This window comes from Sedimentibacter hydroxybenzoicus DSM 7310, assembly GCF_013403245.1.
In the GTDB taxonomy this organism is placed as follows: Bacteria; Bacillota; Clostridia; order Tissierellales; family Sedimentibacteraceae; genus Sedimentibacter; species Sedimentibacter hydroxybenzoicus.
In genome coordinates this window covers 118,265-133,230 of record NZ_JACBNQ010000004.1, presented here as the reverse complement: position 1 = coordinate 133,230, position 14,966 = coordinate 118,265, and the positions used below count along the sequence as shown (strand labels likewise).

At 35.9% G+C, this 14,966-nt stretch carries 15 protein-coding genes and 1 pseudogene; 2 read left to right on the top strand and 14 right to left on the bottom strand.

Annotated features, from left to right (window positions below; genetic code table 11):
• Window positions 1-8: 8 nt before the first annotated feature.
• Window positions 9-644 (top strand): NAD(P)-dependent oxidoreductase, encoded by a 636-nt coding sequence (locus HZF24_RS06460; RefSeq protein WP_179237477.1) that lies wholly within the window; start codon window positions 9-11, stop codon window positions 642-644.
• The gene (locus HZF24_RS06455) at window positions 637-1,857 is read left to right on the top strand and encodes an aldo/keto reductase (RefSeq protein ID WP_322790726.1); all 1,221 of its coding nucleotides are present in this window, start codon (window positions 637-639) and stop codon (window positions 1,855-1,857) included. Before HZF24_RS06460 ends, HZF24_RS06455 begins: the two co-directional genes overlap by 8 nt.
• A gap of 97 nt (window positions 1,858-1,954) precedes the next feature.
• Here HZF24_RS06455 and HZF24_RS06450 read toward each other — a convergent pair whose 3' ends face one another.
• The 14 genes and pseudogenes from HZF24_RS06450 to HZF24_RS06385 form a co-directional block, all read right to left on the bottom strand.
• Entirely contained in the window at window positions 1,955-2,101 is a 147-nt protein-coding gene (locus HZF24_RS06450) for a hypothetical protein (RefSeq protein ID WP_179237476.1), read from the bottom strand.
• A gap of 7 nt (window positions 2,102-2,108) precedes the next feature.
• A pseudogene (locus HZF24_RS06445) lies at window positions 2,109-2,912 on the bottom strand (PDDEXK nuclease domain-containing protein); the annotation flags it as partial.
• A 93-nt stretch (window positions 2,913-3,005) separates the two neighbouring features.
• Window positions 3,006-4,691, bottom strand: coding sequence for a recombinase family protein (locus HZF24_RS06440; RefSeq protein ID WP_179237474.1), 1,686 nt, complete (start codon window positions 4,689-4,691; stop codon window positions 3,006-3,008).
• Window positions 4,692-4,814: 123 nt separating this feature from the next.
• The gene (locus tag HZF24_RS06435) at window positions 4,815-4,958 is read right to left on the bottom strand and encodes a hypothetical protein (RefSeq protein ID WP_179237354.1); all 144 of its coding nucleotides are present in this window, start codon (window positions 4,956-4,958) and stop codon (window positions 4,815-4,817) included.
• Window positions 4,959-5,174: 216 nt separating this feature from the next.
• Window positions 5,175-5,756, bottom strand: coding sequence for a tyrosine-type recombinase/integrase (locus HZF24_RS06430; protein ID WP_179237473.1), 582 nt, complete (start codon window positions 5,754-5,756; stop codon window positions 5,175-5,177).
• Window positions 5,757-5,890: 134 nt separating this feature from the next.
• The gene (locus tag HZF24_RS06425; RefSeq protein ID WP_179237472.1) at window positions 5,891-6,355 is read right to left on the bottom strand and encodes a hypothetical protein; all 465 of its coding nucleotides are present in this window, start codon (window positions 6,353-6,355) and stop codon (window positions 5,891-5,893) included.
• 26 nt (window positions 6,356-6,381) lie between these two features.
• Window positions 6,382-6,918: a helix-turn-helix domain-containing protein gene (locus tag HZF24_RS06420; RefSeq protein WP_179237471.1), complete on the bottom strand. Its 537-nt coding sequence runs from the start codon at window positions 6,916-6,918 to the stop codon at window positions 6,382-6,384.
• 360 nt (window positions 6,919-7,278) lie between these two features.
• The gene (locus tag HZF24_RS06415; RefSeq protein ID WP_179237470.1) at window positions 7,279-7,599 is read right to left on the bottom strand and encodes a hypothetical protein; all 321 of its coding nucleotides are present in this window, start codon (window positions 7,597-7,599) and stop codon (window positions 7,279-7,281) included.
• A gap of 14 nt (window positions 7,600-7,613) precedes the next feature.
• Complete coding sequence (locus HZF24_RS06410) at window positions 7,614-7,907, bottom strand: hypothetical protein (protein WP_179237469.1); 294 nt, start codon at window positions 7,905-7,907, stop codon at window positions 7,614-7,616.
• Window positions 7,908-8,214: 307 nt separating this feature from the next.
• Entirely contained in the window at window positions 8,215-8,496 is a 282-nt protein-coding gene (locus tag HZF24_RS06405) for a hypothetical protein (RefSeq protein ID WP_179237468.1), read from the bottom strand.
• 117 nt (window positions 8,497-8,613) lie between these two features.
• Window positions 8,614-9,087: a hypothetical protein gene (locus tag HZF24_RS06400; RefSeq protein ID WP_179237467.1), complete on the bottom strand. Its 474-nt coding sequence runs from the start codon at window positions 9,085-9,087 to the stop codon at window positions 8,614-8,616.
• A 619-nt stretch (window positions 9,088-9,706) separates the two neighbouring features.
• Window positions 9,707-12,115, bottom strand: a complete 2,409-nt coding sequence (locus HZF24_RS06395) for a Dam family site-specific DNA-(adenine-N6)-methyltransferase (protein WP_179237466.1) — start codon at window positions 12,113-12,115, stop codon at window positions 9,707-9,709.
• Window positions 12,116-12,436: 321 nt separating this feature from the next.
• Window positions 12,437-13,072 (bottom strand): SprT-like domain-containing protein, encoded by a 636-nt coding sequence (locus HZF24_RS06390; RefSeq protein ID WP_179237465.1) that lies wholly within the window; start codon window positions 13,070-13,072, stop codon window positions 12,437-12,439.
• A 130-nt stretch (window positions 13,073-13,202) separates the two neighbouring features.
• A complete protein-coding gene (locus tag HZF24_RS06385) occupies window positions 13,203-14,924 on the bottom strand; it encodes a leucine-rich repeat protein (RefSeq protein WP_179237464.1) in 1,722 nt (573 codons plus the stop codon).
• Window positions 14,925-14,966: the final 42 nt, after the last annotated feature.

Sequence of the window (14,966 nt, the reverse complement as noted above, 5' to 3'; positions counted from 1 at the left end):
TGTTAAGCATGAGAATAGCTATCATTGGCGCAACGGGAAAATCCGGCAGTATGATTTTAAATGAAGCCCTGCGCCGTAACTTGGATTGCACGGTTATTATTCGCAGACCGGAACGTCTAAATGCAAAAGTACCGTACATACAAAGAGATGTTTTTGGCATTACAGTCGGGGACATTGCGCCCTTTGATGTAATTGTAAGTGCTTTCGGTAACGAAGATTACAACAACCGCAAGCAACATATAGAGGTCATAGAGCATTATCAGACCATTTTGAAAAACAGCGGAAAACGGTTAATTACAGTCGGAGCCGCCGGACATTTATTCACAGATAAAATGCGTCAAATAAAGTTTTATGACAATAATCAGTCCGAAGAAATGCGTGAAGCCTGTATTGTTTTAGAGCAAGCCTATTTGACACTGAAAAATAACAGCATCGGTTTCGATTGGACGTATATGGCACCTGCTATCGTCTATTCGTGGAAAGGCGAAAGAACTGGTAAATATCAAACTGGATTGGATATTGTGCTTAAAAATAGCAAAGGTAAATCGGTTATCAGTTATGCTGATTATGCGGCGGCAATGCTTGATGAAATTGAAAATCCCCAATATGTAAATACAATATTTACAGTGGCGAATTGTGAATAGAGGTGAAGTTATGCAATATCGCATTGATCCAATATCCGAGAATAAACTGTCTATATTAGGTTTTGGCTGTATGCGTTTTCCACGCAGTAGGGGACAAATTGATATAGTAAAAACTGAAGAGCTGATTATAGGTGCCGTAGAGCACGGAATTAACTACTTTGATACGGCATACATTTACGGCGGCTGCGAAGAGGCGTTGGGGGAAATCATACACAAAAATGAAATCCGCGACCAAATTTATCTTGCAACGAAGTTACCACTTGGAAAATGCCAAAGTCCGGAAGATTTTGACACGTTATTTAACGAGCAACTCGACCGTCTGCACACAGATCATTTTGATTATTACCTTATGCACAACCTTTCCGATACAAAGCTATGGAAGAGGCTTTGCGATATGGGTATTGAAAGCTGGCTTAGTACGAAAAAGGACATCGGACAAATCCGGCAGATTGGATTTTCTTTTCATGGTGCGCAAAAGGAATTTATGGCTTTGCTGGATTTATATGATTGGGATTTTTGCCAAATCCAATACAACTACATCAATACCGAATATCAGGCGGGCGCTGCCGGATTGAAACGCGCTGCTGATAAAGGGCTTCCCGTTATCATCATGGAGCCGTTGCTCGGTGGGTCATTGGCAAACAGCCTACCCCAAAAGGCACAAAAAATATTCAGGAACGCCAATCATTCCTGTTCCCCTGCTGAATGGGCATTTCGCTGGCTATGGAATCAGCCCGAAATTACGGTGGTACTTTCGGGTATGAACGCCGCCGCACAGTTGGAAGAAAATCTGAAAATCGCAAGTTGCGCTGTCCCGAATATGCTGACAGAAGCGGAAACGGCGGTTTTCCAATTGGTTGTCGAGGCATTTAACAATTCATATAAAATCCCCTGTACGGGCTGCAACTACTGTATGCCCTGTCCGCACAAAGTCAATATTCCAGGTTGCTTTGCGGCTTATAATATGTCCTATGCGGTTGGACGGTTTAGCGGCTTCAATCAGTACATGACAAGTACGGGTGCAACAGACCCCAGCAAAAACTACGCCGCAAGCCAGTGTAGAAAATGCGGGAAATGCGAAAAGCATTGTCCACAACAAATTCCCATAATTCAATCGCTTCAAAGCGTTAAGAAGCGTATGGAGCCGTTTTGGTATAAGCCTATGGTATCAATGTTTATAAAAATAAGGGAACGGAAATCCAAAAACGCTTGATTTATAATAATTTATAAATTTCTGCAACAAGAAAAATTAAAAAGCAAGGTAAGAAATATTAATCCTTATCTTGCTGTACTTTCAATACCTACTTTATTTATACTGATTTTTTTAAAACTGTCTCCACATGCTTTGTTGCTGCAATTTTGATGATCGCAGAACCTGGTATCCCCTTGGTGGCAGGGTATATTTCTAAGAAAATTTGCATTTTTAATGACATTTTATACTTCACTCCATTTTCCATTTGTTCCTTAGTAATTCCACTTCCTCACAATCTTCTCAACCTCAGCAATTAACTTCTCTTTATTTGGAATATAATATGTATATTTTGAAGCAAATATATTATTTGATAATCCACCTAGTGCATATTCAACAGTCAATGCATCCTTATCAGTACATAAAATAATTCCAATTGGTTTATTATCATCTTCATCATTTACTTCATTTTCATAATAATTCAAATACATGTTCAACTGTCCTGCTGCCTCAGGCATGAGCTTTGTTGTTTTTAGCTCAATTAGTACATATGATCTCAATGGCTTATTATAAAATACCATATCAACATAATAATGCGTATTATTTATAGTTACTCGTTGTTCTGTTCCAACAAACATAAACCCTCTTCCCAACTCAAGCAAAAAATTTTCAATCTGTTCTGTAAGTACTTTTTCTAAATCACTTTCCATAACAGGCTTATTCTCCGGCAATCCCAAAAACTCAAACACATATGAATCTTTAATCATATCAGATGGTTTAGCTAACTCAATTCCCTTAGTCGCTAAATTTAATACCTCCTGTTTATTAATATCACCTTTTGAAAGCAATAACCTTTCGTATAAAGAAGTATTTATTTGTCTTTTCAATTCTCTTACTGACCAGTTTGAGTTCATTGCTTCTTTTTCATAAAAGCTGCGTTTATCTTTGTCTGAAATGCTTAATAGCTCGCAATAATGAGACCAATTCAATTTGCCAGACAGTGTCTGGCAAATTGAATAGTTTAAATAAAATGCCCTCATATTTTGCAGATTTGATCTGGAAAACCCTCTTCCAAACTCTTAAATTCTTCAAGGTGTAGTTATTCTTATTTTATTCTAAACACATATTTTAGACGTTTTTTGTCCTAAAATACAATATATAGTGGTAAAGCTCTAACTTTTCCCCTCTATACCACAACGCTGCATCAGAATCACGCACTCGACTGTACTCTCTGAGTCCCAACTAATTTCGTTAACCTCACTACCATTAAAAAAGACCGGAAACCTAAACTTTATGTTCTTCAAAATACGTCCATCTTCTTGTGTTTCTGGATAAATTTCAATTTTCTCAACAAAACTCTTTATAAACTCTTGTCTCTCAAAATCTGTAAATTTATCATACAGCTGGTCAAATACTCTTAAAATGTTGTAAATGCTATCGGCATTAAGTTTATCTAAGTTAATATTCTGAATTCGTGTTTTAATTTCTTCTATCTCTATTTCAATAGAATCTATCCTTTCATAGAGTTGGTATAGACGGTTTTGCATATCTTCATATTTCCTATCATACAAGGAGTCCGTAATATCTAAGGTATCAATTTGTTGCTCTAATTTAGATTTTGCCATTTCTGCTTGACGATGTGATTTTCTAAGACTTTCTAACTCTAATTCTAACTCCTGTGTATCAATCTTTGAATTGATTTTATCTCTTATTGCTTGCTCAAATTTAGGATTTTTAACTAACCCCATAATAACTTCTGCAACAGCATCATCTATTTTGGCTTGACCCCATTGTTTCTTATAATCACATTGATGCCCATTAATCCTCATCCTATGTTTACAAGCATAGTAAAAGTAATCCCTATAATAAGTGCCATCTTCTTTTTTCTTTCTGTTTACATTCCCATACATAGCAGCACCACAAGAAGGACACTTTAAAATTCCAGATAAAATATTAGCATGGTCCAAACTATATTTCTTTTCATATTTAAATCCTGTTTGCTTTCTCTTCGCCTGTGCTGTGTTCCATATTTCTTCCGATACTATGGCTTTGTGAACTCCATCATAAACAGGATACTCACTTTGTTTTACAATATGAAATCTATTGCGTTCACCTTGTATTTTTTCATTTTTTCTTCTTCCATAAGCAATCTTACCCATATATACAGGATTATCTAAAATTGACTTCACAAAAGAAGCAGAAAAGGCATCAAGAGTACCGTTTTGTCTTTTTTTCTTCTTGTACCCATTATTATTTAAATATGATGCTACTGCATTTATACCCATATTGGTAGTAGTGAATTGCTTATAAATAATTTCAATCACTTTTGCTTCTTCCTCTGCTATGGTCAACTTACCATCTATTAAATCATATCCGTATGGTGCAAACCCCCCATTCCATTCTCCCACCCTTGCTTTCTCTCTACGACCTGCCATTGTCTGAACAAGGATATTTTCCCTCTCAATTTCTGCGACTGCGGACAAAACGGATATCATAAGTTTACCACTATCTTTACTACTATCAATACCGTCTTCCGTACAAACCAAGTTCACCCCATAATCTTGCATAAGTTGTAGGGAACTTAAAACATCAGCAGCATTACGCCCAAACCTTGAAAGTTTAAAAACTAAAACAAAATCAACTTTATCTTTACCTTGTTCTATATCTGTAAGCATCCTCAAAAAATCCGGTCTTCCTGATAAATTTTTTCCTGAACCTGCATCAGAGTATTCACCCATAATAACCATTTCCTGATATTCTGCATACTTTGTTAATTTTTCCTTTTGGGCATCTAAGCTATACCCATCAACCTGCATTTCCGTTGAAACTCTTGTGTATATGTAACACCTCTTTTTCATCTATGTCAACTCCCTTTATATAATCTATTCAAGTGTAATTTATTGTCCCAACCATTATATCGTATTTTAATTAGAAAGTATATATAAAGATAAAAAGAACCCTAAACGAGTTCTTTTCAATAATTAAGAAGCTTTTCTATTATAATTTTCAGTTTCAAATTCTGTAATTTCATGACCATACTTTTCTATCATTCTTGCCATAAAATCCACACAACGTTCAAATGCGGCATTTTCTTTATATTTAGCCGTTTCTATATCTTTACCCAACCACTATCACACCTTACAAAAATACTCGATTTTCTCAAACCTGTACTTCTGTACTGGTAACTGTGTTAATTTATGTAAGGTTTTTTGACTGTTATATGTTGTGTATTTTCCCTGCAACTGTCCTACACTTCGTTTTTTATGTGTATTTCTTTTTTTAATAGACCTCTTGAAAAATAAAAAAGAACAGATAGTGTTCAATTCTATCTGCTCTTTGATTTATGCTGGTAAAACAATATGCTTTTGTAAAGCCTGTTCTACCTGTTTAGTATCTACACTTAGATAATGCTGTGTAACTGCGATACTGCTATGATTTAGCAGTGTCCTTACAATTTCAACATTATAATCCTGCTGATAGATAGAATTAGCAAAAAACTTGCGAAATGAATGCGTAGATACATTTTCTAACCCCAAATAATCAGTAGCAAGTTTCAAATGGCTCTGTACTGCTCTTACAGTCATATCAAATAACCTCTGCCTTGGTTTTATACTGTTTTCTAAAGCGTAACCCTGTAAGTAGGTGTAAATCTCATGTGGAACAGTGAATGTCCTCTTTTTTCTAGTCTTTTCTTCTATGATATCCAAGTGGTATCTGCCACTCTCATAAACAATATCAGATAATTTCAACTTGACTATATCCCCAATGCGTAGCCCCAGATTGGCCTCACAACAAAGAGTAGCAGCTACTCTCACATTGGGTCTAATCCTTTGCCCCGTATTTGTGATAAATCCCTTCTGGATAGTAGATATTATCAATTCAAACTCTTGTTTGTCTATTGCTCTTGTTTTTTTATTGGCCATATTTTTCATCCCCTTCTAAAATCTAAAATTTCCTTAAACTACATACTCACTTTGCGTTTATTGCTGATAGCAGATTTAAAGGTCTGCTACCGGCAACATTTTTCTTATTCTCTATATTTAACGCAGTGATATTTTTACTGCTCCCAAACCTCAAATTTTCCCCAGCTTTCAATGCAGGACATAGGTATCACTTTTTCCCTTAAAAATTTCCCATTGTCAAAAAAATATTTGCACCTGATATTATCTGTTTGAGGTTTCTCATACTCACCCTCCAAGCCAATGGTCAGATACACTTCAATGCACTCTTTCAAGTCCAGACATCTTCTTTCAAAGACCCTTTTCCCTGTGTTATTATCATAAAAAATGTAATGTCCAAAATAGGATGCTGTGTCAGGTTCGTACTCCCCTGTATAAGTGTAATTGCTGAAAACCCCACTATAAATATTTACGTTGTAATCTACCAAATGCAAATAGTCCTGTTCAACGTGAAGTTGATACTCCTTGTTTTCCTGCTCAACCAATATCAATTCTTTTGGAGAAGATAACTCATTTAATAACCCTGAAAGTTTTCTCCTGTAATCCTTAAATAAAAATATCATAATTGATATACCCCCTTAAAATCTGTTTACTTCTCGTTCTTTAAATATCTGTATAGAGTGGACTTGCTTACCCCTGTAAGGCTCTCAATCTGATTGACCTTATATTTTCCACTTTGATACATAGATACTGCTTGTTCTACTTCTTTGCTCTTTGTAGGTCTGCCAACAGTGCCATCCTCAACTGCTTTTTTATAAGACTGCTCCTGTTTTTTCTTCTCAAAATCTACATACAACTGTGTAAAATCAGTCAGCGTGTCCAAATAGTCAGTCCCGCACAAATAATCTTCTTCACAGGAACATAGTGTTATCTGCTTTCCTGTAAGTTTTTGAAATACACTTATTAAATCACTTAGACTATCTGCTAAATCCAAAACAGACCTGATAGCCAATCTATCCTCTGATTGCAAGGCTTGTAACAAACTTTCAAGTTCTGGCCTATCTAAATTGGTATCAAAATATCTGTTATCATCTGGTATCTGTAAATCATTTATGAGTAAAAATATATTCTGATTGCTCCTATTGTCCTCTAAGCCCATATTTTCAAGCACATAAGCCCATATCATATAACCACCTTCAATCTTCCCAAAATCCCCGATTTTGGGAATGTTTTCGTATGCTGTTTTTATCCCACAAAATCAATGCACCTAATTTTGAAATTCAGTGCCCCCAAATCTCAATACACTGAATTTTTTAAAATGACCTTCCCAAAATCCCCCTTTTGGGAAGATTTTTTTCTGACACTTAGGCCACTTTTGACCCTTTTTTTCATGAAAACAGTATTTTTTAATACCCAAAACATAGAAAAAATAGGCGGTCGGAAAATGCAAGGCATTTTTCCGACACTTAAAACCGCCATTTAAAAGTGTGCCAAAATCTATAGGATTTTGGGAAGGTCTGAAACCAGCCCACCTGAGAAAATTGCGTTAAGGTCTTAACTGCTTAACGTGAATGTTATAAAACTGCTCTAATTCCTCTACAAACTCCCTGTACTCTTTTTCATTTTGAGTAAACTGTGTAGGAGAATAAATCATTAAATACCTGTATGCCTTTTTCTCAAAAATCTTTATGGCTTCTTTTTTAATATCCTTTAACCCTCCAAAACTGACAAACCCTTCTACAATCTCAACATTGTAATAGCAGCACTTTGTTGTTATCTGTGCCACTTGATGCACAATAGCATTTTGACCCGCCTTGTCTTTACCTGCCTTAACTGCAATCACAGCAGGAACCAAATTAACTGACATTTGCTACACCCCCTTTAAAATGGTAAATCTTTATTCCACCAACTATCATCCTCAAAATCTAAATCTAAATCTTCCCACTTTACATTTTTCTTAAATAACTCTAAATCACCCTCATCTTCATCTTCTATATCTTCCCAATCCTCATCTTCATCCTCACAATCCTCAACCTCTGGTAGATTGCCTGCCAGTAAGATTTCATTTCCACCCATACAATACAATTTCACATTATTGTCTTGCTCTGCTACCATGTCCAAAATTTTGTATACCATTTCAGGCACTTCAAAAAATATGCTGATACTTGACTTCATAACTTTTTCACCCCCTCTAAGTTAGAATAAATCTAACTGCAGGGAATTTATCTTTATGTCACTCAAATTGTTCGTATCAGCCAAAACTAATTTTATATATGTCCAATCCTATATTTTCTTTAAGCAAGGGATAATTTTTTCATATTTTTACGGATTAAAGAACGATAAATAAGTTTTTATTTTCATATAAATAATTAAGATGAAAAAAGAGAAAAAAATATACTGTGTCAGTTCTGACACAGCAATTTTTGATATGCCTATAGCAAAATCCAAATGAGATTTTATTGTTATCTATTTTTCAAAACTATTATCTTTCCTCTAATGCTCTTTTTGCCATACTCAAAGTTTCATCTTTTTCAAAATAGTTCTCAACTATCTCTTGTAAATCTTCTCTGTCCTCTAATATATAATCTTCTACGATAAACGTATCAAACCAAATCATTTTACCCGTACCTTGATAACCTGTATAAAAGGTTAATTGTACCTCATCATAACTTAAATTTGGTACTGATTCACCAATCACAGCCAAAATAAAAATCTGCTCTTGTGGAAAATCTGTTGCAAAAAATAAACTATTTTCTTTAATCATATAAAAGACTTCCTCCTTTCTCTGTTTATGGAAACCCCGTAGGGTATACAGGATAGGGGAATTGAACCCCTATAAATGAATTTTCCACTTAGCACCCATGCCCCTGCTAAAAGAGGGTTAACCCTCTATCAGTTCTTCTACAATTTCCTCAAAAAACCTAAATTCTATACTTTGAGCGTATTCTTCTCTGTATTTTGCAACTCCCTCTTCCCACTCTTCAACTTCTTCATCTGTGATGCCTACAAGTGGCTCACCTAACCTATCATAAGGATAACCCTCCAAAAATTCAGATTGTACCGTAACTTCACTTTCTAAGAGGTTTATCTTTATGGCATAGTACATTTTTTCAGTCCATCCATTTTTCCATGTGAATGGAAAATCTACATAAGACCAACATTCATCCCCCTCACGAGAGATACAAAGATAGGCTTCAAGTGGCTTATATTCAGTATCAAACTGAACCAGACAGTTCGCTTCTACATAATAAGGAATATCTTCTTCTACAGCCTCTTGATACACCTTGTAAAGGTCTTCAATACTAATCCCTCTAACCTCTGAAACCTCTACTCCATTAATAACAATATTCTCCATTTAATTTCCTCCAATGTATTTTTATTAGTAGCCCATATAGAACCCCTTGCAGCAATGGGAGTTGAACCCATATTTACATACCATCCTGTGCTGCCTATATAATGTAAACTTATTTGTTCTGTTATCTATTCAATATTACGTTAAACAGTGCTAAAATTTCTTTTATGTCCAATTCGCCTTTTGACTTTTATCTGTAAAACTTTCTCATTGACAAATGTTTAATTTTACTTTATAATATATGTCATTTTTCGTTTGTTGTGGTGTAGGACTACTTTATCGCACATTCTTGTATTTGTCTAATACCATATTCAATCTGTAATATAACTGTAATATTTACATCTTATTGCAAATGAATAGTAGGTTATATGATTGGAATACCTGCTTTTCACACATGAATTATAAAAGAGAAGAACAGTGGTTATAAAAAGAAAGACTGTTTTTATAAATCAGACAGAATAGGAGATACCCCTCCAGTTTGATTTCAGATTGCAGCAGTGATAGATTTTTTGAATATACACATCCAGAAAAGCCAACTCCCTATGCCGATATCGGCATAGGGAGTTGGCTATATAACTATGAAATTATTATTTTGGAACAAAAATAGAGCGTTTTTTCAGTATCAGTCTTTATAGTTGGTAACAACTATCTCATCCGTTTTACCCTTGTTTTCTCTCTGATAATTGCTGTTCTTGTAATCTCTGTTCAGGTGGTATATATGGAATTTGTCTTGAACCTTTTCAAGCCATTCAATCAAGATTTCATTCCTCTTTGCATTATTTTCTGTAACATTGGATAGCATCCACCTGATACCCTTTTTGTCGCAATCCTCTAAGAAGGCATACAGTTCTCTTTCATCCTTTTCAGTCCACCCTTTGTTATAGGTGGCCTCACTTGCATAATAGGGAGGGTCTAAATATATAAATGTGTCCTCATACCCATATTCCTCTAAAGGAAGTTCTCTAAAATCCTTGTTGGAAAATTCAAAGTGATTGCTTTCATATAATTTTTTAGCAAAGGGGAAGAACCTCATTTTAGAGATACCCATATCACATTTATTTTCTCCAAATGAAGCATTATATTCACCTTCTAAATTATGCCTTATTGTACCTCTATTAAAACTATGATATATCAAAGCAAGACCCATAGCCCATAGGACAGAACTGGCCTCTCTGCTTGACCTGTTATAATGTTCCTTGCATTGGATATATCCCTGTTCATCTTCGCTTGATAAATTATACCAATCCACCACATTTACAACTTGTTCCCAAGCTTCCTCTGGTGGTATGGTAGATAAGGCTTTATAAATATTTATAAGCAGCAGTTCAAAATCATTTACCAGAATTCTCTTTGCTTTTATATTTACTGATACAGTAGCAGTACCAGCAAAGGCATCTATAAAATTCATATTGGGTAAATCTTTGGGGAACAAAGGCAATAGATATTGTAGCAGTTTTGTTTTATTCCCCGAATAGGAGAACAATGGCATGATTTCTACCCATTTATATTTTCTCTGCTCTTTATCAGGAATACTTACTTTATTATTCTGTCCAAGTGCCTCTATGAGTTTTTTCATAATCCGTTCCAAGATAGGAACGCTGATTGAATTTCCTACCAGATACCCAATTTCAGAATTTGTGAACCCATTTTCACGCAATAATTTACCTTGTTCATAGGTAAACCCTTGAAACCTCATTAACTCCTGACCATCTAAACACCTGATACCCTCATCATCTTTTATAAAGGATTGCCTATCATAACTACGATATCCCCAACCGGTGGTGATACACTTAATATATTCCTTCTGTTTTTCAAAGTCATAGCCTGTCCTTAATAGTTCTGACAATTTAGTGTCTTTGGACATATCCACATAGCACTTATCGTCTACTGTATAGCCCTTGTTTTCCTCTTGATAAAGAAAATAATCTTCAGCTCTGGTTGCAGAAGGGAAGCCTTTGGGGAATTTGAACCTTAGTTCTAAGTCCTCACGCACCAAAATAAAGAAAACCCTTTCTCTGTTTTGGGGAAGGCCAAAATCTCTGGCATTCAACTTTCTATAAAAATAGTTGTACCCACGGTCTTCAAATTCTTCTATGATACGCTTAAAATCTTCTTTATGCTTTTTCCCAAGTAAATCTGCTACATTTTCAGCAATGAGGATTTTAGGTTTTTTCAGATAGGCTACACGCATAGCACTGAAAAAAAGTCCACTTTCTGTAAGCTCCCCATCCCCATCCCTTAACCCCTCACGTTTTCCTGCTCTGCTTATGCTTGTGCAGGGAAAACCAAAAAACATAATATCTGCATTAGGTATGTAGTGTTTATACCATGCAGTATTTATATTTCCTAAGTTCTTGTCGGGTATTGCATTATGTAAAAGGCAGTAGGCCTTTATTGCTTTCTCATTTATTTCACAAAAATTTACAAGTTGATAGTCTATCTTTAAATTGGTCAGAGCCTGTTCAAATGCTCCAATCCCAGTAAACAAGCTCAACACCCTTAATTTATAAGGCTTCGTTACAATACCAGTTCCAAGGGATGCATCAATCATAGGATATGTCAAATTCAAATAACCAAAAAAGATTTTCAGGAGTTTTCTAATGGAAGAAATATAACTCTCTGAATAGCCTTGCAGCGATAACCTCAATAGGAGAATATCTATATCCTGGTCTGTAAGGGTATGGATTTCTCTATGCTCCCACATCATAAGTTGAGCGTTATACAAGGCCTGATACTTTTTTATAGAGTTTTCACTCTCTATAAACCCATCATTTAAAAACTCCTGAAATGCTACTCCAAAGGTTATCTCAACTATATCTTCTTTAGATAATATTACAGAAAAGCCCCTGAGCGATTCAACACTTCTTAACCTTTCTATACGAGCCTGATTAGCCAGCTCTTCATTTTTAAACCCGCTTTCCTGAAAATGTTCAATTGTACCATCTTCAAAGGTCTTTTTAATGCGGTAGTACCAAGTTCCATTCTTTCTCTGGTGTACCCCTTTATATTGTGATTTCTTCTTCTCACTCATAGTCTACCCACTCACTTACTGTTCTTTTCTACCAGTATACAGGATAACCCATGAAATTACAATCTTTTTAGCCTGCACTTCACAAAACCAACTTTTCCAAAATCACCATCCAAAACTTATTTTTTCAGGAAATACCTTCAAAGGCTGCAATCTCAATAAGAACAATAAGTGAGTATTTTTTGAGATAGGGAGTAGGGGAGCAGGCTATACCCTGTATGTGTTCTTCGTAAATGCCCCTGATAGATTTTTTAAGATTTTTGCACATTAAAAAATCTGTTACCACAAAATTATGATAGCAGATTTCTTAGATTGAATTTTTCTTCATTTTTCCACTTGAAACATTTGTGTATTGCAGTCCAGACAGGCTATATGAACCTCTTTTGTTGCTCTAACGCTATTTTGGCATACCCTGCATTGATATTTTCTGGTGGATGATTTAGGCTTTCCATTATCCCCACCAGAATTACCAGCATTATCAGAACCCCCACCAGGCACGCTGTGTCCACCTACACGAGATAAGTCTATCCCTTGCCACCCCTGTCCCTCAATAAAGGCTACAAGGGCATACGAGGGGCTTGTCACGCTAAATCCTATTCTTGGGTTATACTCAATAATCAAATCCCTTTGCTGTGCTTGCTCTTTGAATTTCTTATTATGATAGACCCCACCTCTGCTACAATCCTTAATTCCTTGCTGGTCACAGAAATGGTGAACCATTTCATGTATTAAGGTTGCTATGACACATTGAATAGGTCTATTCAGATTTTCAGCACTTATATTTATTTCCCTATATCCTTGATTGCTCTGCTCCCAAGCATCAAATTTCGTATAGTGTCCATTTGTTTTAGGTGAACTCTGGACTGTAATTATCACCGGCGGCAGTATGCCGCCGAAGTAGTGTTGATTGAGAACATTATAGGCCTGCTCCAAAAAAGCAGTAACTTCACTTACTAACATAAAAAATCCCCCTTTGATTGTTATTAATCAAAAGTAGATTTTTCTGTCCAAGAGGGAATTATATATGCTCAATATTTGTTCTTTTTAGTTGGAAAGGGGAAGGCTGTTTTCAACCTTCCCCGAATGGTTTTTATTCTGTATAGTCATTTGCTGTGTTTATAACAACTGTGTTATTAGCACCATCCCAAGATACCTCAAAATTAAATACTTGTCCTAAGTCTCTCAACTTGAAATAGTTGTTGCCATTGATATTATAAGCTGTCAAAGATACTTCTACGCCATCCTTATAGATAGTTGAGGTACTAAGGGTAGATTGTTTGCTCTGACCATCTCCAAGGGCAAGTTCCCCACCTGTGCTTTCATACGCCTCATTAGAAATAAGGTTGATTGCATTCTTTGTTCCATCCCAAGTCACATTAAACTGCTTATCTGTACCCCTGATAATCTGTGCTACATCCCTCAGCTTAAAGTAGTTATTGTTGTTAATGTTGTACGCATCAAAAGAAACTTGCTTGCCATTCACCATTACCTTTGAATTGGTTGGGTTGGCTGTGGCTTTTGTTGCTGGGGTTGTTGGATTTGTTGGGGTTGTGGTTGAGCCTGAAGGCTTATCTGTTACTACTGTTACATAGTAATAATACTTCTGGTTGTTGTTCTCTACTGTGATTTTAAAGCTATTCTGATTGGTATATTGAGCATTATAATTGAACTGCCAAGTCAAGCCCTTGCTCCAAGTACCATTGGATTTTGTGGTTGCGTATGGCGTTACACCCCTTTGTGATAGTGACCAATGACCTGAACCAAAAGTATTATCTGTTCTACCTACATCCAACTCATTTGTTGTATTCCAAGGCTCTGAATAATGATACTTGAACTCTGTCTTGTCCTTGTCTGCACGCATTGAACCCTTGTCACTAATCTTTACCCATGTTACGTCAATCTTATTGCCATTGGCATCTGAAGGATTGCTCTGCGTATGAGATACATAGTTGGAAAAGGTTACTGGACCAATCTGTTTAGTGTACTCCATTGTTGGGAAATTGGTTGCAGGAGTGGTTGGGTCTGTTGGAGTTGTTGGAGAAGTATTGTCTGTGTAGACATACTTAATGCTGTTGTCCTTACAATACTGCTCTGCATAGCTACCCTTTGTAACCTTATAAGTTGTATTAGGGTTAAGGGCGTTCTTGCCAATTTCATTTACTGTGGAAGGAATTGTTGTTCCTGGAGCGTCCTTCAATGCACCATCATCAATGATTTCAAGACCCTCATTCAAATTCAGGGTTACTCTTGTCTGGTTTGCAAATACGTCAGTACCCAAACGCTTTAGAGTGGAAGGTGCTGTGAAAGTTGTCAGGGTTGCCTGAGTTCCTGCCATAAATGCACCATCGTCAATGTTGATTACTTTTGTCTTTGAAAGGTCTGCTGTGGTAATCTTTGTTCTGTTAAATGCACTGATACCAATATATTTTAGATTGGTAAGTTCATTAAAATTGATAGAGGTTACTGCATCTCTACCATCCAAAGTCTGAATACCCAAAATAACTACACTTGTTGGGAAACTGATTGACTTAACACTTGTATCTACACTTGGACTTTTCTGCCAAATGCCATCACCCTTTGCTCCTGGGATTGTTCCAAATAAACCTGATTCACCATAAATTACTGTTGCACCACTGTCCCAAGCAACACCTTTACCATTGGTTGAAAAGGTACGCATTTTATGATAATCAAGAGGTTTCATAGTAAGATAATCACTATCTGTAAAATCTGATACACTGGTTGCTGCAAATGCTGTGGTGGACAGGGAAAAGACCATTGCAATTGCAAGAATTGTTGAAAGTAGTTTTTTCATGTTTTATTTCTCCTTTTAATATTTATTTAGTGATTGCTATGT